Source organism: Candidatus Clostridium helianthi, assembly GCF_045310795.1.
GTDB classification, from domain to species: domain Bacteria; phylum Bacillota; class Clostridia; order Clostridiales; family Clostridiaceae; genus Clostridium; species Clostridium helianthi.
This window is the reverse complement of the sequence record NZ_JBJIAB010000001.1, coordinates 352,282-373,210: the sequence shown is the minus strand read 5'-3', so window position 1 is coordinate 373,210 and position 20,929 is coordinate 352,282. Positions and strand designations below refer to the sequence as shown.

Annotated in this window: 16 protein-coding genes; 12 read left to right on the top strand and 4 right to left on the bottom strand. The window is 28.6% G+C overall.

What is annotated here, in order from left to right; all coding sequences use genetic code 11:
- Positions 1–60 precede the first annotated feature (60 nt).
- From ACJDTP_RS01650 to ACJDTP_RS01625, 6 genes are all read left to right on the top strand, one after another.
- The gene (locus ACJDTP_RS01650) at positions 61–2,820 is read left to right on the top strand and encodes a sigma 54-interacting transcriptional regulator (RefSeq protein ID WP_406760288.1); all 2,760 of its coding nucleotides are present in this window, start codon (positions 61–63) and stop codon (positions 2,818–2,820) included.
- Between the two features lie 112 nt (positions 2,821–2,932).
- Positions 2,933–3,373 (top strand): PTS sugar transporter subunit IIA, encoded by a 441-nt coding sequence (locus ACJDTP_RS01645; protein ID WP_039769792.1) that lies wholly within the window; start codon positions 2,933–2,935, stop codon positions 3,371–3,373.
- The gene (locus ACJDTP_RS01640; RefSeq protein ID WP_241394411.1) at positions 3,342–3,830 is read left to right on the top strand and encodes a PTS sugar transporter subunit IIB; all 489 of its coding nucleotides are present in this window, start codon (positions 3,342–3,344) and stop codon (positions 3,828–3,830) included. The genes ACJDTP_RS01645 and ACJDTP_RS01640 overlap by 32 nt, the downstream gene beginning before the upstream one ends.
- Positions 3,831–3,848: 18 nt before the next feature.
- Positions 3,849–4,640, top strand: a complete 792-nt coding sequence (locus ACJDTP_RS01635) for a PTS mannose/fructose/sorbose/N-acetylgalactosamine transporter subunit IIC (protein ID WP_077842419.1) — start codon at positions 3,849–3,851, stop codon at positions 4,638–4,640.
- Complete coding sequence (locus ACJDTP_RS01630; protein WP_077842420.1) at positions 4,633–5,433, top strand: PTS system mannose/fructose/sorbose family transporter subunit IID; 801 nt, start codon at positions 4,633–4,635, stop codon at positions 5,431–5,433. The genes ACJDTP_RS01635 and ACJDTP_RS01630 overlap by 8 nt, the downstream gene beginning before the upstream one ends.
- A 28-nt stretch (positions 5,434–5,461) precedes the next feature.
- Complete coding sequence (locus ACJDTP_RS01625) at positions 5,462–6,517, top strand: SIS domain-containing protein (RefSeq protein WP_077853740.1); 1,056 nt, start codon at positions 5,462–5,464, stop codon at positions 6,515–6,517.
- Between the two features lie 179 nt (positions 6,518–6,696).
- On the opposite strand, the gene ACJDTP_RS01620 is transcribed toward ACJDTP_RS01625, so the two are convergent.
- Positions 6,697–8,196 (bottom strand): oligosaccharide flippase family protein, encoded by a 1,500-nt coding sequence (locus ACJDTP_RS01620; protein ID WP_406760287.1) that lies wholly within the window; start codon positions 8,194–8,196, stop codon positions 6,697–6,699.
- A gap of 180 nt (positions 8,197–8,376) precedes the next feature.
- Here ACJDTP_RS01620 and ACJDTP_RS01615 point away from each other — a divergent pair, with 180 nt between their 5' ends.
- Positions 8,377–9,252: a helix-turn-helix domain-containing protein gene (locus ACJDTP_RS01615; RefSeq protein ID WP_406760286.1), complete on the top strand. Its 876-nt coding sequence runs from the start codon at positions 8,377–8,379 to the stop codon at positions 9,250–9,252.
- 404 nt (positions 9,253–9,656) lie between these two features.
- Positions 9,657–12,596 carry a DEAD/DEAH box helicase gene (locus ACJDTP_RS01610; protein WP_406760285.1) on the top strand — a complete coding sequence of 980 codons (2,940 nt, stop codon included), beginning with the start codon at positions 9,657–9,659 and terminating at the stop codon, positions 12,594–12,596.
- A gap of 286 nt (positions 12,597–12,882) precedes the next feature.
- On the opposite strand, the gene ACJDTP_RS01605 is transcribed toward ACJDTP_RS01610, so the two are convergent.
- Positions 12,883–13,749 (bottom strand): MurR/RpiR family transcriptional regulator, encoded by an 867-nt coding sequence (locus ACJDTP_RS01605; RefSeq protein ID WP_011968316.1) that lies wholly within the window; start codon positions 13,747–13,749, stop codon positions 12,883–12,885.
- A 571-nt stretch (positions 13,750–14,320) separates the two neighbouring features.
- On the opposite strand from ACJDTP_RS01605, the gene ACJDTP_RS01600 reads away from it, so the two are divergent.
- From ACJDTP_RS01600 to ACJDTP_RS01590, 3 genes are all read left to right on the top strand, one after another.
- Complete coding sequence (locus ACJDTP_RS01600; protein WP_406760284.1) at positions 14,321–15,148, top strand: Cof-type HAD-IIB family hydrolase; 828 nt, start codon at positions 14,321–14,323, stop codon at positions 15,146–15,148.
- A 213-nt stretch (positions 15,149–15,361) separates the two neighbouring features.
- The gene (locus ACJDTP_RS01595; RefSeq protein WP_406760283.1) at positions 15,362–16,147 is read left to right on the top strand and encodes a histidinol-phosphatase HisJ family protein; all 786 of its coding nucleotides are present in this window, start codon (positions 15,362–15,364) and stop codon (positions 16,145–16,147) included.
- A 240-nt stretch (positions 16,148–16,387) separates the two neighbouring features.
- The gene (locus ACJDTP_RS01590; RefSeq protein ID WP_406760282.1) at positions 16,388–16,900 is read left to right on the top strand and encodes a GNAT family N-acetyltransferase; all 513 of its coding nucleotides are present in this window, start codon (positions 16,388–16,390) and stop codon (positions 16,898–16,900) included.
- Positions 16,901–16,999: 99 nt separating this feature from the next.
- Here ACJDTP_RS01590 and ACJDTP_RS01585 read toward each other — a convergent pair whose 3' ends face one another.
- Entirely contained in the window at positions 17,000–18,235 is a 1,236-nt protein-coding gene (locus ACJDTP_RS01585; RefSeq protein ID WP_406760281.1) for an MFS transporter, read from the bottom strand.
- Between the two features lie 170 nt (positions 18,236–18,405).
- Here ACJDTP_RS01585 and ACJDTP_RS01580 point away from each other — a divergent pair, with 170 nt between their 5' ends.
- On the top strand, positions 18,406–19,860 hold the full coding sequence (locus ACJDTP_RS01580; protein WP_078116456.1) for an MDR family MFS transporter: 1,455 nt from the start codon (positions 18,406–18,408) through the stop codon (positions 19,858–19,860).
- A gap of 337 nt (positions 19,861–20,197) precedes the next feature.
- On the opposite strand, the gene ACJDTP_RS01575 is transcribed toward ACJDTP_RS01580, so the two are convergent.
- Entirely contained in the window at positions 20,198–20,746 is a 549-nt protein-coding gene (locus tag ACJDTP_RS01575; protein ID WP_077838175.1) for an ECF transporter S component, read from the bottom strand.
- Between the last annotated feature and the right edge of the window lie 183 nt (positions 20,747–20,929).

Here is a 20,929-nt window from a genome sequence, read left to right as displayed (position 1 = left end):
TGCTTAAGGAAAAAGGTAGATTCATTTAAAATAGATTTTTATATGTATTGGAGGGAATTTATGATTACTAAAGTTTTGGAATTTATTAATTCAAAAGCTGTATTTGAGAGTCTTAAAGATTTGGAAAAGTATGGAGGAATTGAGACGGAATATATAGCTAGCAATTTTAAGATGAGCAGAACTCAAGCAAGCAGATTATTAAATGAATTGGTGAAATCTAACGATTTACTTAAGATAAATAGTCGCCCAGTTAAATTTCTTCCTAGAAAAAAAATCAATGATATTATTGGGCCAACAAAGAAAAGTATATATAAAGATATATATGAACTAGAACAGGAATGTGAGTCGTTAAAACAGGAGATTATTTTTGAAAGTATAATTGGTTATGATAACAGTTTGAAGGAAGTTATTGAGCAGATCAAAACGGCAGTTTTATATCCCAAAGGGGGATTAACTGTTATGCTTACAGGTGAAAGTGGAGTTGGTAAAAGCTTTTTAGCAGAGATAATCTACAAGTACAGTGTAAGCTGTAATGTTTTAGAAAAAGATGGACCATATAATGTTTTGAATTGTGCTCAGTATTATAATAATCCTGAACTATTATCAGGTATATTATTTGGGCATGCTAAAGGGGCATATACGGGGGCTACAGAATCAAAAGCAGGGTTAATTGAACAATCAGATGGCGGAATTTTATTTTTAGATGAAGTACATAGACTTAATAGCGAAGGACAAGAAAAATTGTTCACATTTATGGATACAGGAGTATTTTCAAGAATTGGTGAAAATGGCGTAAAGAGAAAAGCAGATGTACGATTAGTTTTTGCAACAACAGAAAATCTATCTGAATTTTTGCCAACTTTTTTAAGAAGAATACCTATTAATATATATATCCCTAATGTGGAGGAAAGAGGGCCTATTGAGAAAAGGAGAATAATAGAACATTTTATATATGAAGAAAGTAAGATTTTTGGAATACCAATTGAAATTACACAGCTTACATTAAATACAATTCTAAAAATAAAATTTAAAGGAAATATTGGAGAATGTAAAAATGTAATAAAATATGCATGTGGAAGAGCATATTCAAAGAGGCAAAGAAGAAATGGGAATATATTTGTAACATTGCAGGATATACCAAGAAACATATACATTGAGAATGCAGAAATTTTTAAGTTTCAAAACAATAATAAAAGCAAAAGTATTGTATTTTCAGACAATAACAATAGACATGTTCAAACATATGAAGAGAGTAAGCAAAGCATAATTAAGCAAAGTATATTAGAGTGTTTTAAGTTGTATAAATTAGTTGAAAGTGGAGAAGTCAGCAAAGAAGGATTTTATGAGAAGAGTTCCAATATAATGGTCAACTTGATGGATAGGCTAGTATTTGCTAATAATGACGAAACTAAAAACGTAATTATAGAATTTATAATATCAACAATGCAGGATATATTTAGAAATCTAGAAATAAATTATAATATTAAATATGATGGGAATAATGTGCTGGCTTTTTCATCATACCTGTACTCAAAAAATGATTTTTATAGCTTAGATGAAGAGGAATTAAAAATAGAGAATAAGTTATTGAGCTATTTAAAGAGAGAAAATTATAAAGAATATTCTGTAGTATATAAGATAGCAAGTTTTATAGCAAACAGGTTGGATATTTATTTAACTGATAGTGATTTAATTATTATGATTATATTCATTAAAACTACTGCAATACGTATAAATTTTAATAAGATGAATGCAATAATTATTGCTCATGGATATGCAACAGCAAGTAGTATGGCTAATGTCTGCAATCGTATTATAGGTGTAAATGTATTTGCATCTATTGACATGCCAATAGATGCAACAGCAATAGATGTGCTTAAGCAATTGAACAGGTATATTGAAGATGATAAATTAAAAAATGGCTTAATTGTTTTATTTGATATGGGATCTCTTAGCTTAATTTATGAAAATCTAAAAGATAAGATTAATATTCCCATGCTTTGTATAGATCAAGTTACAACTATGTTAGCTTTGGAAGTAGGAAATTTATTAATACAAGGAAAAACTATTGAAGAAATCTCTGAAGTAATGAATGAAGAAATTAAACCTAACATACAGTTATTTTATCCTCAGAAGAATAAAGAATATGCAATAATAGCATCTTGTTTTACAGGAATAAGTACTGCAATTAAGATACAGAATTTACTTTCAGAAAGTTTAGCAGGAATAGTTGATGTAAAGGTGGTTCCGTATAGTTATAATAATCTAGTGTCTAAAGGAAAGGATGACTCTATATTCAAGATGTATGACGTATTAGCTATTGTCGGTACGTATAATCCTGAAATTGAAACAATTAAGTTTATATCTTTAGAAGATATTATATCAGGAAAAAGAGAAGATGAGGTGTATAGAATTTTCAGTAAGGTAGCAGGGCATGATCAAATTAAATTAATAAATGATTCTATTGTGAAAAACTTCTCTTTGACAAGAGTTATAGATAGCCTAACTATTTTAGATTCTAATAAGATTATAGAGAGAATAGAGGATGGTATCAATGAGTTTGAAAACAATCAGAAAAGAAAAATACCAAATGACAAAAAAATTGCTTTATATGTTCATTTAAGCTGTATGGTAGAGAGATTAGTAAGACAGGCTGAGATAGAAGAATATACAGATTTAAATTTGCTAATTGAAGAGCATCAGAGTGAGATTAAGCTAATTAAAAATTCATTTAGTGTGATAGAAAAAAGTTATAGTGTGCAAATACCAATTGCAGAGATTGGATATATCTATAATATAATATATGGACCAATTCAATAATTCCAAGCAATTAAGAGAACAAAATAAAGTTTTATAAAAAGCATGTCACTAGTTGGCATGCTTTTTGCTTATTAATAAAGTATAAATAAAAAAATTAAAGGAGGTGATGGTAATGAAGAAATTTCTAATTGCAACTCATGGAGAATTATCAAAAGAATTTATAGAAACCAGTAAATTAATAGTAGGATCATTAAGCAATGTTGAATATTTCTGCATGACTAAAGATAAATCGGGAGATGATGCAGAAAAGGAAATGAAAAGAATTTTATCTAATAAAAGCGAAGAAGAAAAGTATATTGTTTTAACAGACATTTTTGGTGGAAGTGTAGCTAATTTATGTACCAATTTATTGTTGAATGGATATGAATTTGAATTAATAACAGGTATAAATTTGCCAATGATTTTAACAATACTTTTATCAGGCGAAGATGATATAGAAATGTTGATAAAAAATGGAATAGAAGAAGCAAGAAAAGGAATTATTCATATAAACGAATTACTAAAAAACAATAAGGAAAGGAATGAAGAAGATGATATCATTGATGAGAATTGACGACAGATTAATACATGGGCAGGTTGCATTTGGATGGTCAACATCGCTAGGGATAAATGTAATATTAGTGGTTAATGATGAAGCAAAAAATGATCAAATGAAAGCTATGGCATTAAACTTAGCTAAACCCAATAATGTAACTTTATATATTAGAGGAGTACAGGAATCGGGTGAGATAGTAGAGAAATTTGCTCAATCTAAGAAGAATAATGTACTTGTTTTAGTAAAAAATACAAAAGATGCATTGGAACTAGTAAAAAATTCAGGCGGAGTTATAAAGGAATTAAATGTAGGGGGCTTAAGATATGAAGCTGGGAAGCAGAAACTAACAGATTTAGTTGCTGTTGATGAAAATGATGTATCTAACTTAAAAGAAATAAATGATTTAGGCATAGAAATCGAATTTAGAATGCTGCCAAGGGATAAGAAAAAGACTTTATCAGATTTACTAAAATAAGTAAGGAGGTAAAAAATTATGATAGCACAAGCAATTATGCTGGGATTACTTGCAGGAATAGGTATACTGGATGGGCGGATTTTTGGGCAGATAATGCTTGAAAGACCGATAATAACAGGTGCTTTAGTAGGGCTAATTTTAGGAGATTTAAAAACAGGTATTATTATAGGAGCTCAACTTGAACTTATATGGATGGGTATTGCAGGAATAGGTGCAGCAACACCACCGGATGTTGTAACAGGTGGTGTATTAGGGACAGCTTTTGCAATATTATCTGGAAATGGTGTTGAAGTGGCGCTAGCTTTGGCTGTACCGATTGCAGTTTTAGCACAATCACTAGGGGTGCTAGTAAGAATAGTGAATTCTTATTTTGCTCAAAAGGCAAGTATATATGCTAAAAAAGCTGATTTCAGAGGTATTGCAATAATGATGTGGATTCCAGTACTATTATTTTTCCTAAGTACTTTTATTCCAACATTTTTAGCAATAATGTTAGGAGCAAATGCTGTTACAGCATTAATAAATTCTATTCCAAAGATAATTTTAGAAGGGCTTGGAATAGCAGGATCATTATTACCAGCAGTAGGATTTGCACTATTAATGGATATGTTACTTTCAAAGAAGATGGCTGTATTTTTCTTCATAGGATTTTTATTAGCATCGTACGCTAAATTAGATATAACAGCAATAGCTTTATTTGGAGCATGTGTTGCATTTATATTAAATATTTACATCAATACAAAAGAGAATAATACAGTTAAGCAGGCAGTTGCGAATAATTTAACGGAAGGGGAGATTGACTTTGAATAAGCTAGGTAAAAAGGAATTAAGAAGTGTATTTTGGCGTTCATTCGCTCTTCAAGGAGCATTTAACTATGAAAGAATGCAGAATTTAGGCTACTGTTATGCAATGTTACCAGTTATTAAGAAACTTTATTCAAAGAAAGAAGATCAAGCTAAAGCGCTGGAAAGACATCTTGAGATATTTAATACAACCCCAGTAATTGTTCCGACAATATTAGGAATTACTGCTGCAATGGAAGAGCAAAATTCAAATAATTCAGATTTTGATGAAGGCGCAATTAGTGCAATAAAGACTGCTTTAATGGGGCCTTTAGCAGGAATAGGAGATTCGCTCTTTTGGGGAACTTTTAGAATTATAGCAGCAGGAATAGGTGTTTCCTTAGCAAGTGAAGGAAATATATTTGGTCCAATACTGTTCTTGCTATTATATAATATACCAGGTTTTGCAATTAGAATACTGGGATTAAAATATGGGTACCAATTAGGAGTTAACTCATTAGAAAAGATACAAAAACAAGGATTAATGGAAAAAATAATGTCTATAGCAACAACTGTTGGATTATTTGTTGTTGGTGGAATGGTAGCTACTATGTTAAAGATAAAGACTCCGCTGGTATTCAATTTAAACGGTGCAAAAGTAGTAGTTCAAGATATATTAGATAAAATATTGCCAAACATGCTGCCACTATTATTTGCCTTCTTTATTTACTATCTATTAAAGAAGAAAGTAAGCGTTACTAAAATAACATTAGGTGTTATAGTAGGTGGAATAATATTGCATGCAATATGGCTATTATAATAAAAAATAAGAGAAAGAGGTAATAAAAATGAGAATACAAGATTATATGTTAGAAACTCCAACTAAAATGAAGGAGATAATATCAAAATCTGATGAATTATTTAAAGAAATAATAAAGCAAGACATAAACAAAATTATAATTACAGGATCAGGAACAAGTTATCATTCAGGGGTACAAGTGCAAACTTATTTGCAAGGAATATTAGATGCTGAAGTTACAGCAATGTATCCATTTATGATAACTAAAGATACATTCAAAGGTAAAAACGAAAAAACATTGATAATAGGTATATCACAAGGCGGAAGTAGTTATTCGACTTATAATGCAATGAAAGTGGCAAAAGAATGTGGTTGTATTACTGCATCTATGGCAGGATGTGAAAATGCGTTAATAGATGAGGCTGCAGATTATATTTTAACAGTATACTGTGGAGAAGAAAAAGCTGGAGCTAAAACTAAAGGTTTTTATTGCACAAAGTTAAACTTAATGCTTCTTGGACTTAAATTAGGAAAAGAAAATGGACAAATATCTGAAGAAAAATACAAAGAAGAAATAGATAAAATATTAGATGCTAGCGATAGATTTGAAGAAGTATATAAAAAGTCAGAACAATGGATTGAGAAAAATAAAAGCAGATTAGTAGAAGCTAAAGAAATAAGAATAATAGGTCCAGCAGAATTATATGGCGATACTTTAGAAAGTGCATTGAAGTTATTAGAAACTATGAGAGTGCCTGTTACAGGATATGAATTTGAAGAATTTATACATGGTATATATAATGCAATAAATAGTGATTCAACAATATTTATATTAGATACAGGGAAAGAACCAAGAGTAGCAAAAATGATTGAAGTTCTATCTGAGTGGACAAGCAATATTTACGTAATAGGAAGAAATGTTGCTTCAGATGATAGAAATCTACAAATAAATGTTAGTGAAGATGAGCATCATCAAACATTTAATTTCATAGTGCCAATGCAATTAATATGTGGAGAGATACCTAATTTGAGAGGTGTTAATCCGAGTATACCAAAAGATCCTCAATTTCATATGAAGCTTGGAAGTAAGAGATTTAATAAATAATCTATAGTAAAAATAATTGTTAATAAGTTAGTTGCGTAAAAATTCTATAATAATTATTTAAACGTATTGATGAAAAAAATGTTATTAGGCTAATAATTTATTTTGAGTTTTAATTTAAATTAAATATATTAAGTTTTTTGTAAAATTTAGAACAGTAAATAGTTTTTAATAAAAATAAACTATTTACTGTTTCTTCTATTTGAAAAGAAAGTACAATTAACTAACACTTTTAATTTTTTAAAGACTATGCTTAATAATCCAAAGAATACGCTATCTCTTGTTGCTATAAGAATTATAAAGTAAATACTGCAGCAAGCAAGTATATCAAGGATACAGGATAATATAGTTCCAGATATAAAATTATTTATAACAAAGGTTATTGGGATAAATATTAAAGAGTAATATAAATACTTAAAATTCTCAAAAGCAAATAATCTTATATTTATGTTAAGTTCATTTTTTACTAATCTATATTCTAAAGCCATAACTACTAAATTTGAAACCAAAGTTGTTGCGATTACTTTTGTTGGTGTGAACATATTGTTAAATATTAAAAGAGCATTCAAGATCAAATTTAATATCCCTCCAATGAAAACTAACTTAGCATCTGTTTTTTCTCTCCCGAAAATATAAATTATCTGATCTGAAATAATTCTATCAATTCCAATAGTCAGCATATATATTGAAAACACCATTAGTAGTGGCACAGCTGGAAGATATATATCAGTACCTTTGCCCATAATTATGATAACTTGTTTAGAAACTCCAAGTAATCCTATTGAGGCTGGAAATAAGAACAAGAAATATATTTTAATTACCTTATTTAATAAAGTCAAATAGACTTCTTTTGAATGATTTTCTAAATAGTTAGAAAGTCTAGCCATAGAGACTTGAACTATTGTAAACATTAAGATATCTATCATTGACATTATCTTTTGGGCCACTCCATAATATCCTGCTTCTGTTGATCCTAAATTACTGTTTAGCATGTTTTTATCAAGCCAAGTATATAAAATATATGTATTGGCAAGTATTACAACTGAAAACATAGGCTTTATATGTTTTTTTATTTGTAAATCTGAGAAGTTAAAGTGTATAGTCTTTTTTATATATATAAAACTGGATATGTTATTAATAAAATTTATACCACAAGTAAGATATATGTAAAATAAAAAATCAGCTTGGGTTTTTACAAAACATATTGTTAATAAATTATATATTATTTTAATTATCATAGTTTTTAATGCTATAAAATCATAATTTTCAAGAGCTTCATTAATCCATTCAACATTGAACATATTAAAGACTATGTTTAATCCCATAACCATACAAGTATAAAAATATGCATCATTTCTATGGAATATAGTTAAAAAGATAGCATAAAAAATAGAAGTTACAGCTGTTGTTGTGGTGGTAATTACAAATAGGCTAGTAATTGTTTTTGTTAGTTTATCTTTATCATCTCTTACTTTGCTTACTTCTCTTAAACCATATTGATAGACCCCAAAGCTTGCAAAAATCATAAAAACTGCAGTCCAGGTTTCCCCCATTGTCATATACCCGTTTAATTTATCTTGAATTGCGCTAAGAACTATTGGCATAACTATTATAGGCAAAATTATATTTGAAACATTTAATACTGCTTTAAAAAAAGCATTTTTAGATATTGATCTAGACATAAGTATCTCCTTAAAATATATTGTATTTTGAAGTTTGCAATATTATGGTAATATAGTAATTGAATTGTTTCAATTACTATATATAAATGTCTAAGATAATTGAAAAATATAAAATATTGAGTTGAATATAATTCAACTTATTTGATTATCATTATATGATAACAATATGGAGTGAGGAATTTGAATAAAGATTTATATGAATTTAAAGAAATAGATGAAAAGATAAAGAACAAATTAAATTATATTAAAGCTGATTCAGATATTATGTATAACAATATTAATGAAGTAAAAGCATTAAAAAATGATATATATGAAAAGACATCTAAGGTTTTTACGTATAATCTAAGAAAATTAATTCAATTGGAGTCAACACAAAAAAAGTTAGCTGGTAAAATTGGTATATCTGAGGATTTATTATCTAAATATAAATCAGGAGATGCTTTTCCATCTATAGAAACATTACTATATATTTCTGAGGTATATAATATAGCAATTGAAAAGCTTATTTCTATACCGCTAACAGCAGAAGATATTGAGAACTTAGAAAATAATAATGAAATTGGATCAGATATTTTTGAAGAGAAATATTACGTTTATTTTTTTGTTACTAACATAGCTAAAGAAGGATCTTTGCATGAAGGGATCGTAGAAATTAAGAATGAAAATGTAAATTTTAAGATTTGTTCAGATGAAAAGGTGATTAAATATTTTACTGGGAAGTATATTGTATCCGATAAAATGATATTTTTTAATTTAAGCAGCTCAAATGATGGGGTTACATATATAAATATGATCAAACCAAACCTGAATAAAAATAAGTACACCGGTGGAGTTGCTATGATGATGCTTCCATCAGATGCGAATAGTAAACCATGTGTTCAAAAGATTTTATTTAGCAAAATCAAATTAGATAGGGAATTATATTACAATAACCTAAAGGAGATTTTAAATTTTAAAATTGATGGAGTTAATTTAGGTCATGTTAAGCTATCTCAGTGGGAAGATGAGGCGGCGTATAATTTTATATTAAAACTAAAGAGTTCTAGGAGAGCTTAGTGTTCCATCACTATGCTTTTTTTTATTCTCTACATTTATTTCAATTATTTCAATAAAAGATTATTTGTAGTATTTTAAACAAGTATAAAAAATTCTAACTTAGTATTTGATATAAAATTTTAAAATTTCATGTAACCTTAAATTAGCATTGGATGTATTTATACAGCTGGAAATGGTAGAAGTTACTGAAGGAAGAGTTTTAAGCGATGGTTGTAGCATAGTTTCTGATTGGACTTTTTGATCAAAGATAAAAAATTTAAACTACTATGTTATAATATATTTTATGTAAAAATAGCATTATTGAAATGCAACTATTAGAGGTAAAAGTGATATTTAATTTATAATTTATAGATTAAATAAATGGCTAGAATCTTATTTGTGCTTGTCATGAAAGAGGTGGTTATTTGAAACTAGAAGAATTAAAGTCAATATTATTTAAATCAGCTTCATCTACTATGAAAAGAGAGGGAGAGGTTAAATTTAATAATGGTTTAGTCACTTATTTTAAGGGGAAAAAGATAGATAATATATATCATATTTATGGAAAAGTTACGGACAAAAATAGAATTAACGAATTTAGTACACATATCAAAATCAATCTCCAGAGGAAAAAACTAGAGAGTGCTAACTGTTCTTGTGATGAGTTTAAAGAATTTACTTCAAGTGGATACACATTAATTTGTAGTCATATAACTGCGACTGAATATAAATTCATTAGCCTACTTGAAGATGACAACAATAAAGATGAAAATTCTGAAAAGAAAACTACAGAAAAATATAAAATATGGGGAAATAATCATAGCACAAGGCTTATTCGTAAAATAGAAAAGGATTCTCTATATTATGAGGTACAAACACCTTCGAGAAGCGGAAAGCTTATACTAAAGCCAGAGGAACTTAGAAAATTTTTAAAAGGTATAGAGGCTAGAAAAATAAAATTTAAGTTTGATTATATTGAAATTACAGCACCAATATTGCATAAAGATCTACCTATAACCTTTAATGTTAAAGAAGATAATGGAATGATAGTCTTGACTACTCATAAGCAGCTTCCCATTTCACTAAATTCAAACAATGATGTTTATTATTTTAGGAATGAACTCTATTTACCTTCAAGAAATCAAATTGATAATTACATTAGCCTGCATGAAAAATTATTGGCTCATGGTAGAATCACCTATAGAAAAGATATAGATACTTATACTAAACTAATGTCCATTTTAAGTAGAATTTCGAGTAACATAAATATTGCGGAAAACTTAAGAAATTATGCATCTAATTTATCAAGACCTGAATTTTTTCTATATGAAGGGGACGGAAAGATTTATTGTGATATATTTCTTAGTTATGGCAATACAAAAATCAATATACTAGATGAGAAAAATGTTTCGTATACATTCATAAGAGATTATAAAAAAGAAGAAAAGCTTCTTATGGAAGTTGAAAAGCTAAGTTTTGCAAAAATGGATAACAGACTTGTATTTATAGGTAAAGATGAGGAGTTGTTTAATATACTGAGCGAAAAAGGAGAGACAATTCACTCTTTGGGAAATGTTATGTTAGGAAATGGCCTTAGCAATAAAAAAATATATAATTCGGATTCAATTAGAGTTGATTTAGATGAAGTGGAGGGAAGTTATAGTTTCTCTTATAATATAGGGGAATTAGGAATAAAAGAATTAAATAGTGCATTAGAAGCACATAAAGGTAAAAGTAAATTTTACAAAACAAGAAATAATGATTTTTTAGATTTTGAAGATAATGGTGTGAGAAGTTTTTTTAATCTTATGGAAGTATTGAATATAAATGTAGATTCAAATAATGAAAAATTTAAAATGGAAAAGAATAAAGCCTTATGTCTATATGAAAATATAAAGAATATAGGTTTAGGAATTATAGAGAATTCCAGTGAATTAGAAGAGGTAGGGAATAAGTTAGCCAGTATAAAGAATAAAAATATACCTATACCCAATGATTTTAAAGGAATTCTCAGAGAATATCAAATTAATGGATTTAAGTGGCTCAAGACCTTAAGTGAAGTGGGATTTGGAGGAATATTAGCAGATGAGATGGGATTAGGTAAGACAATACAAGTTATAGCATTCTTATTATCAGAGAAGAACAAAAAGACTTGCATAGTTTGTCCGACATCATTGCTTTATAACTGGAAAGATGAAATTTTAAGATTTGCGCCAAGTTTAAGGGTTGTGATGATTCATGGAACTCAGAGAGATAAATTGATTGAAGATATATGTGAATATGATGTAGTGCTAACTACCTATGGAACATTGAGATTAGATATAGATAATTATAGAGATATTGTGTTTGATTATTGCATAATTGATGAGGGGCAGAGTATTAAGAATTCGGAAGCTCAGAATTCAAGAACTGTAAAAGAAATTCAGGCAAAAATTAGATTTGCTTTAACTGGAACACCTATTGAAAATAATTTAACAGAGCTTTGGTCTATATTTGACTTTATAATGCCAGGGTATCTCTACACTAAAGAAAAGTTTGAGGAAAAATTTATTTCAAGAAGGGAAGATAATTTAGAGAATCTTAAGACTATGATAAAGCCTTTTATTTTAAGGAGAACTAAGAAAGAAGTAATGAATGAATTACCAGATAAAATAGAAAAAACTTTATTAGTTGAAATGACATCTGCTCAAAAAGCTGTGTATAGTAATTATGTAAAAAGAGTAAAAGCTGCAATGAAGAATAACAAAGATGGTAGAATCGAGATATTCTCATACTTAACTAAGCTAAGGGAGATATGTTTAGATCCTTCACTTATACTTGAAGACTATAATGGAGGAAGTGGGAAAATAGAAAAAGTAGTAGAAATCATTAAGAATCATATTGATTCTGGTGGGAAGATACTTCTATTTTCACAATTTACTTCTGCATTAGATAGGATTGGTGATCGCTTAAATAAGGAGAAAGTAGAATTTTTCCATTTGAGCGGAAAAACAAGTCCTAAAAATAGAATAAAAATGGTTAAAGATTTTAATACTAATGAGTTTGTGAATGTCTTTTTGATTTCCTTAAAGGCTGGAGGGACTGGACTTAACTTAACATCAGCTAATTTGGTTATTCATTTTGATCCCTGGTGGAATCCAGCAGTTGAGGCTCAGGCGACTGATAGAGCTCATAGAATTGGTCAAAGAGATGTAGTAGAGGTGATTAAGTTAGTATCTAAAGGAACTATAGAGGAGAAAATCATTTTGCTTCAAGAAGATAAAAAACAACTTATTGACAGTATTCTAACGGGAGAACTTAAAAATAGCGGTTTATTAGGCAGTTTATCAAAGGAAGATTTGCAACAATTGTTTGAGAGAGATTAAATAATTGTTTTATAAATATAAAAAGATATTAGTAAGAAATAATTATGTTGAATGAAGAAAAGCTGACTAGGTTTTTAATGTTAATTGAAATCTATAAAAATTATATATTTCTATGAGTATAAAATTATCTGAAAAATATTTTCAGATAATTTTATTATTTAAAGGAATATTTGAAAATAAGTACCTGTTTTGAGTGCATGTATATAATTATCAATAGTTATCTACTATAATGTAAATGAACAAAATGTAAATGCCAAGTACGAAGCATAAGCGTTTAAAGATTAGGTCATTCTTCTACTTGTCGATGATCTAACTTGTTAAATTCGTTTAAGCGATACTCCATATTTTTTTCATAATCTTTGTTAAAGATACAAGAGAATATGACATCTAAAACATATTGTGTAGCAATATGAGAAGAATAGTGAGAAATTTTCTTTTTTAAATTTTCTTTACTAGAAACAAATATATGATATTTAAATAACTTAGTTAAATAGTTTTCTTGAGCTGAACAGATAACTAAGGTTTCTATTTCCTTACGTTTTAGAACTAAAGCAATTTCTTTAATTTCAGGTGTCTTACCAGAATAAGAAAGGATAATTGCAACTTGCTTATTTTTATTATTGGAAGCGGCAGCACGGTATACTTGGTTCATTGGAATTAGTGAAACATTAACGTATCTACCGATGCTTTGCATTTTATCTTGAAAGTTCAATGCCGTTTGTATATTATTTGTAACGGCATAAACATCGACTATCTCGGCATTATAAATTAAATCAACAGCATCTTCTAGCTGTTCGGAATTAAAGAAGGAAAAAGTGTTGGTTAAGGTATCAATATAAAGTTGCTTAATGTTACTTGCAATTTGAAATTGTGTATCGTCTTTCTTGAAAGGAAAATTTATATCAATATTTTCTGGTTTATTCATTTTGGAGTATAGTTCTTCAACAAACTTGATTTTAAATTCTTTGAAGCCAGTTAATCCGATTTTTTTACATAGTCTGTGTATAGTTGAGATTGATGAAAAAGATACTTTGGCTAATTCATCTAGTGACATACCAGCAACTTGCTCTTGATTTTCCAATATGTAATTTGCAAGTAATTTTTCTGTTTCAGTTAAATTATTCGCATATAAAAGTAAATTATAAATTGTCATGATAATTATCTCCTTGGTGAAGTTTACATTTTTAGATGAATTATTTTATTAATGAATGTCGTCAATAAATAATTAAATTTGTCATTAATACTTTTTAAGGAAAAGTACTATATATGTTGCTAAAATAATTCTTCATCATAATTCTAAAAATATTTGAAGAATTTTAGCCGTAATTATGAAATATGAATTGTGAAGTGCAACATATATATTTATTTTAGCATTAATAAAAATTATTATCATTAAATTAAACTGATGAATTATAAACTTAAAATATCAATGGAGTTAGCATATAAATTATATTGTAGAAATTATAATAGGATTTGAGTAGCTATTATAAAGATGATTTTTAAAGAGTACAAGCAGTTTATTTTTTATAAAGAAAATAATTAAGTAGAGTATATATTCACAGCACAAGATTCATACATTGTTTCATTCTTTGGAGAGTTACAATAAAATCAAACCTGCAAGTGACTTTAGAAAGTAGTAGAAATACACAGTCCTAGAAACAGATTTCGTTTTAAATATTTTAGAAAAGTATATAAAAATGAGCAATATAGGAGGAGGCAAAATTATGGCATATAAACTAATAGCTTGTGATATGGATGAGACATTATTAAATGATAATCATATAATTTGTCAAAGAAATATTGATTTAATAAAAAGAGCCAAGAAAGAGTATGGAGTAAAATTTGTACCAGCTACAGGAAGAGGTTATTCTTCTATTCAGAAGGACTTGAAAATTTTAGACTTATATGATCAGGCTGGTGAATATATTATTTCCTTTAATGGAGGCGCTTTAACAGAAAATAAGGATAACAGGCTACTGCAATTTAAAGGATTAAGATTCGATAAGATGAAAGAAATTTTTGAATATGGATTAAATAAGGATGTTTGTATACATGTTTATACAAAAGATAAATTGTATATTTATAATTTATCACAAAGTGAAAAAGAAAGAATTAAAAATCAAAAATTAGAGTGTACTATTATGAAAGAAAACACAGTGGATTTTCTTGAAAAGGAACCAATTGCAAAGATTATATATCAAAATATAGATGTTCAATATCTTATGGGTATTGAGCCAGATATGAGAAGTATTACAGAGGGGTATTGTGCTGTAAGTTATTCGTCAAATCGATATATGGAATTTAATTCATTAGGGGTAGATAAAGGAAGTGGTCTAATTAACCTGGCAAAAATTTTGGATATAGATATTAAACAAACAATTGCTGTAGGAGATAACTACAACGATATGTCTATGTTAAAAGTAGCAGGCCTATCAGTAGCTGCGGGAAATGCAGTTGAAGATGTAAAAAGCGCTTGTGATTATACAACAGAAGCAGATAATAATGAAGGTGTTGTTGCTGAATTAATTGAGAAGTTTATATTTAAGAAATAGTAATAATAGTTGTAATAATATTTTGTTGTTAGGCACATGGAAATAGATAACGAGTCCAAAGTTGCTATGGATATTTTCCGTCAGGTAAGGAGACGGATTGCCCTCATAGCGGGCCTATTAGGTCAATTTGTCGACGTGGGATGATGGGAAATAGGCTGGTAAATGGACTTTTTATTTATTTGATTGCGCCTTAATAGAGGAGGAAATTTAATTATGTTAGCTGATTATCATATGCATACAAGTTTTAGTGATGATTCCACTTATCCTATGGAAGATGAGATCAAAAAAGCGATATCTTTAGGAATTGATGAAATATGCTTTACAGAGCATGTTGATTATGGAGTGAAAGTAGATATAAATTGCGATTATATAGCTTATATAAATGAATTTAATAGATGCAGAGAGAAATATAAAGATAAAATTACTATGAAACTTGGAATCGAATTTGGGATGCAAGAACATACTATTGATGAATTCCAAAAGGATTTTAATGAATATGGCTTTGATTTTGTTATACTCTCTTGTCATCAGGTAGATAATAAGGCATTTTGGACACAGGATTTTCAAAAAGGAAAGACACAAAAGGAATATAATGAGAAATATTATGAGGAAATATTAAAAGTAATAAAGAAATATGATGACTATAGTGTTTTAGGACATTTAGATATGATTAATAGATATGATAAGATGGGAAAATATCCTTTCGAAAAGGTAAGCGATATTGTAAAAGAAATCTTAGCTCACGTAATTTCTAATGGAAAAGGAATTGAAATTAATACATCTTGTTTTAGATATGGGTTAGATGATTTGACACCTTCTAGAGAAATATTAAAGTTATACAGAGAATTAGGAGGAACTATTATTACAATAGGGTCTGATTCGCATAAGGAAGATGATGTAGGATGCAAGATTTCTTATGTAAAAAATGAACTTAAGGAACTCGGATATAAAGAATTTTGTACATATAAGAAAATGGAACCAATCTTTCATTGCTTATGATAATAAATGAACAATTAAAGATATTAGTAAAGTTCATCGTACACGGACTATAGGTAAATAAGTTCATGTATGCTGTATTTTTACTTAGTTCAATTTATTATTATTTAATTACCAGTAATTGAAAACTGTTTTATCGCTATGAAAATTAATAAAATGGAGTTGTTAAAAAAATAATTTTACATATTGCACATAGGTGTTAAAATATAGGAAGATTAGTTTATTTTGAAAGGGATATGAAAAATGATAAGAGAAGCAACGGAAAAGGATTTAGCAGATATTTTAGAGATTTATAATGATGCTATATTAAATACAACAGCGATTTATGATTATACTGCTCATAATCTTGAGGAAAGAAAACAGTGGTTTGATGAAAAGAAAAAAGATGGATGCCCACTATTGGTGTTTGAAAAAGATGACAAAGTTGTAGGATTTGCTACATACGGATCGTTTAGAACTTATCCAGCCTTTAAGTACACAATAGAACATTCTGTATATGTTCATAAAGACTGTAGAAATTTAGGGATTGGAAAAATATTGTTAAAGGAATTAATTGATTCTGCTAATAGAGATGAGTACGCAACTATGGTTGCTTGTATTGATAGTTTAAATGAAGGTAGTATCAAAATTCATGAGAAATTCGGGTTTAAATACTCTGGCACAGTAACTAAAGCAGGTTATAAATTTGGTAAATGGTTGGACTTAGTTTTTTATCAACTAGATTTAACAGGTCCTAAGAATCCAATAGAAAAGTAAGGATTTTTATATTCTTGAAATAAATATATGTATTTTAAGAATAACAAAGCACCACCAGATGTCATAATTTATAACATCTAGTGGTGCTTTTTCACTTTTCTATTCTGCTGAATCCATTTCACTACGCATTGAAGTATTAAATATCAATGAAGTAAGCATTGCACCTATTAGAAAAAGTATGCCTGCTGAGATGTAGAGAATAGTAAGGGAAAATTGGCTTTTAAGCCAGCCTGTAATTGACATTGTAATAACCATGAATCCCATAAACATTGGATTTAATACTCCGTTTACCCTTCCAACAAACTCAGATTTCGTTAATTGAAGAATTAGTGTGTTAATACCAATTTGAATACAAGGCATAAAAAATCCGTTAAGGAATTGGAACAATAGAATTATAATCCAGCTTGAAGATAATCCCATGCCAACCATTGAAATGGTGTTAACTATAAGTCCTATTGCAAGAAGCTTTTGAGGCATAACTTTCTTTGATATTGTCATAACTAATCCGCCACCAATAAACATTGCTGCCCCATTTACCATAAGTAATAATTGAAGATTTTCTTTAGGAAGACCGAGTCTTTCAACAATTAAGAAAACCCCAAGTGGTTGTATGATACCAACAGCAAGGCCTGATACCGCAAAAACAGATCCAAGTATAGTTAGCTCTCTTTGCTGCCAAACATAGACGAAACCTTCTTTTAATTCTTCTAAGAAATGATTTCTAGTTTCATTCTTCTCAATTATTTCATCAGCGGGTAATAAGGTTAATACTGAAGCTGATAGTAAGAAAGCTACACCCATTATAGATATAGAGATATCTATTCCAAACTTTTGAAAAACAATAGTACCTAATGCTGGTCCTATAATCATAAAAATAGACATAAGAGTTTGGAAAATAGCCATTCCAGTTTGCATAAACTCTTCAGGAACATGGACTTTAAATAATTTCATTGCAGAAGGCTGAGAAAACTGAGACAAAATAGATGAAATAAATGTTACAAAAAATACAGCTTCCCAAGTTGCAAAGATTATTGTAAGCAGAACGGCAAAAACAGAAATAGCACTTAGTAAATCACACCAAACCATAGTACGCTTCGGTCGCCATCTATCTGCAAAGGTTCCCCCAATAAATGAAAATATAAATATTGGAGCAAATTCTGCAACTGAAATTAAAGAAACTGCAATGGGATTGTTATTAGTCTTCTCCATTACAAATAATAATATGGCGAAATTACGAACCCATATTCCTATTTGTAGAAAAATAGAAGAAGCTATAATTACTCGAACAAATCTATTGCGAAAAAATGAAGACATTGACATTGTCGATTTTGTCATATAATTACCCCTCTTAAATTATTGAATATTTTATTATATACTATATCATAAATCAGTAGCACATCAAGTTAAAATATTATTATAATGTTGTATAAGTAGCTAAGTATATATATAATTATAAAGTTGACCTTAAAATAAACAAAGGAAATTTATAAGGAAGTGATTTAAAGATGAATTCAAGAAAAAGAAGCATTGCAGCAGCATTAATGGTGGCAATGTTTTTAGGAGCGGTCGAAGGAACTGTTGTAACGACAGCTATACCAACAATAGTGAAGGATTTACAAGGATTTGAAATTATTAGTTCAGTTTTTTCAGTATATTTACTAACTTCTGCTATTACTACTCCTATATATGGGAAACTATCAGATCTATATGGAAGAAAAAATATGCTTTCAATTGGAATAATAATATTTTTAATTGGAAGCTTTTTATGTGGATTATCGCAAACTATGTACATGCTGATAGGAGCTAGAGCTATACAAGGAATAGGTGCTGGAGCAATATTTACAGTTACATATACAATTATTGGAGATGTATTTACATTAGAGGAAAGACCAAAGATCCAAGGAATAATAAGTTCTGTTTGGGGAATTGCAAGTTTAGTAGGGCCATTTTTGGGAGGAATTTTAATAGATTTATTATCTTGGCATTGGATATTTTTTATAAACCTTCCCTTTGGAATAATATCAGTTGTACTTATTCAAAGAAATTTAGATGAGGTATTCGAAAAGAAAAAACATAGCATAGATTTTGCAGGAATTATAACTTTATCACTGGCGATGGTTATATTTTTAAATATTTTCTTATCAAATGAAGATATGAGTTCCAGCAATAACCTATTTATTTTATTATCCGTCATTGCAACGGTTATATTACTGGTTGCATTCTGTATAATTGAAAGAAAAGCAAAAGAGCCAATTATTCCTTTTGATATATTTACAAAGACAAGTTCAATTGTGAATTTAATAAGCTTCTTGGCTTCAGCTATATTAATGGGTTCGGATGTTTATCTCCCAATATACATACAAAATGTACTTGGATATAGTGCTAAGATATCAGGCTTGTCACTAGCTCCCATGTCATTTGCTTGGCTTATAGCTGCAGTAATTTTAGGAAAGTGCATAGTAAAGTTTGGTGGGAAAATAGTAATACTTATATCTAATGTTATCTTACTAATTAGTACAGCGTTATTGCCTACATTGAATGCAGAATCTTCTATATTATTAGTAATAATATATGCTTTCATAATGGGATTTGGATTTGGTGGAGCATTTACAACTTTAACAATAATAATTCAAGAGTCAGTAGAATATAACAAGAGAGGTGCTGCGACTGCAGCTAATTCATTGCTTAAAACAATAGGTCAAACTATAGGAGTAAGCATATTTGGTAGTATATTTAATATATATATAATTAAGTATTTTACTCAATTAGGAATAAATGGAGTTGATCCAAGTAATTTGTATAATTCAGCTGTAACTGATCAACAGATAAAACTTTCATTAAACAGTTCGTTACATTTTTTATTTATAATACTTATAGGAATAGCTGTTATATCGTTATTTTCATCAATGATAATGCCTAAAATAATGGAAAGTTCTAAGACAGAGGAGAACAGAGCATAAAATAGAGGTTGAAAATTTATGAATTACCGTGACTGTATCATATTAAGTTTTTTAATTATTATGATATAGTCACTTTTTATTATATAAGATTGCATTGGAGTGAAATAGGAGGAATCTAGCCCACCCTGAAGCATAAATTATTAATAAAGTTAATTCAGAGGGGGACATTTTAAAAGAGAACAAAAAGGAAAATATATTCATCGCCTAGATATCTCTTAGTTGAATTTGAAAATGCAGATAAAAAAATCTCAGGATACGGAATCTCTTGAGACTTTTAGTGATAGAAAATTTTAAAATTTTCTGTTATAAAAATTTAAATGATTTATAGAAGCGAAGTCTAATGAGCGAATACAGTTTGTTTCGCTTTTGATACAACTGCACTTAATGGCAATGCAATTACTATGCCAGTAGATACTTGGATTATGTTCCCTAATATATCCTTAGCTGAATATGCTATTCCTTGTATTAGCCCAATTTTTTCTGTTAAAAAACCTGATATTATTATTCCAGCAAAAAAATATGCAATCACCATAAATATACCACTGGATACAAATGCAATTGTATACCTTACAGTAACTTTGTTTTCTGACATTTTTTCCAATATGAATCCTGCAATATAAGCCATTCCCCATTTAATAACTAGTGTAAATGGTGCCCAAAAATAATATCCACCTAATGCGTCAACAAGAAACATGCCAAGAGCACTTGAAATTGCTCCTTTTTTCTTACCTAGAACTATTACAGATAAGAATACCATGCAGTCGCCTATTTGGACGAAGCCTCCAACTGATGGAATTTTAATTATGCTTCCTGCGATATAGGTTAAAGCAATCATTAGCCCCATTAATACTAGTTCGCTAGTATTTAAAGATTTACTTCTTTCCATAAATATTACCTACCTTTTTATAAATTAATTACTGTATATGAATACAGGTTTTTATAGTCTTTGTTTTTTATATCTAGCATGCTTTATACAATAAAACTCAATACAAATAATAAAATCATTATATTAATATATCTAAAATTTATCAAATGTATGGGTACACATGGAAATGATTAGAATAATTCA

Excerpts from the sequence above, each read along its gene's own strand:
- ACJDTP_RS01650 (WP_406760288.1), top strand. The coding sequence starts at position 61 with ATGATTACTAAAGTTTTGGAATTTATTAATTCAAAAGCTGTATTTGAG.
- ACJDTP_RS01645 (WP_039769792.1), top strand. The coding sequence starts at position 2,933 with ATGAAGAAATTTCTAATTGCAACTCATGGAGAATTATCAAAAGAATTT.
- ACJDTP_RS01640 (WP_241394411.1), top strand. The coding sequence starts at position 3,342 with ATGAAGAAGATGATATCATTGATGAGAATTGACGACAGATTAATACAT.
- ACJDTP_RS01635 (WP_077842419.1), top strand. The coding sequence starts at position 3,849 with ATGATAGCACAAGCAATTATGCTGGGATTACTTGCAGGAATAGGTATA.
- ACJDTP_RS01625 (WP_077853740.1), top strand. The coding sequence starts at position 5,462 with ATGAGAATACAAGATTATATGTTAGAAACTCCAACTAAAATGAAGGAG.
- ACJDTP_RS01620 (WP_406760287.1), bottom strand. The coding sequence starts at position 8,196 with ATGTCTAGATCAATATCTAAAAATGCTTTTTTTAAAGCAGTATTAAAT.
- ACJDTP_RS01605 (WP_011968316.1), bottom strand. The coding sequence starts at position 13,749 with ATGACAATTTATAATTTACTTTTATATGCGAATAATTTAACTGAAACA.
- ACJDTP_RS01600 (WP_406760284.1), top strand. The coding sequence starts at position 14,321 with ATGGCATATAAACTAATAGCTTGTGATATGGATGAGACATTATTAAAT.
- ACJDTP_RS01595 (WP_406760283.1), top strand. The coding sequence starts at position 15,362 with ATGTTAGCTGATTATCATATGCATACAAGTTTTAGTGATGATTCCACT.
- ACJDTP_RS01590 (WP_406760282.1), top strand. The coding sequence starts at position 16,388 with ATGATAAGAGAAGCAACGGAAAAGGATTTAGCAGATATTTTAGAGATT.
- ACJDTP_RS01585 (WP_406760281.1), bottom strand. The coding sequence starts at position 18,235 with ATGACAAAATCGACAATGTCAATGTCTTCATTTTTTCGCAATAGATTT.
- ACJDTP_RS01580 (WP_078116456.1), top strand. The coding sequence starts at position 18,406 with ATGAATTCAAGAAAAAGAAGCATTGCAGCAGCATTAATGGTGGCAATG.
- ACJDTP_RS01575 (WP_077838175.1), bottom strand. The coding sequence starts at position 20,746 with ATGGAAAGAAGTAAATCTTTAAATACTAGCGAACTAGTATTAATGGGG.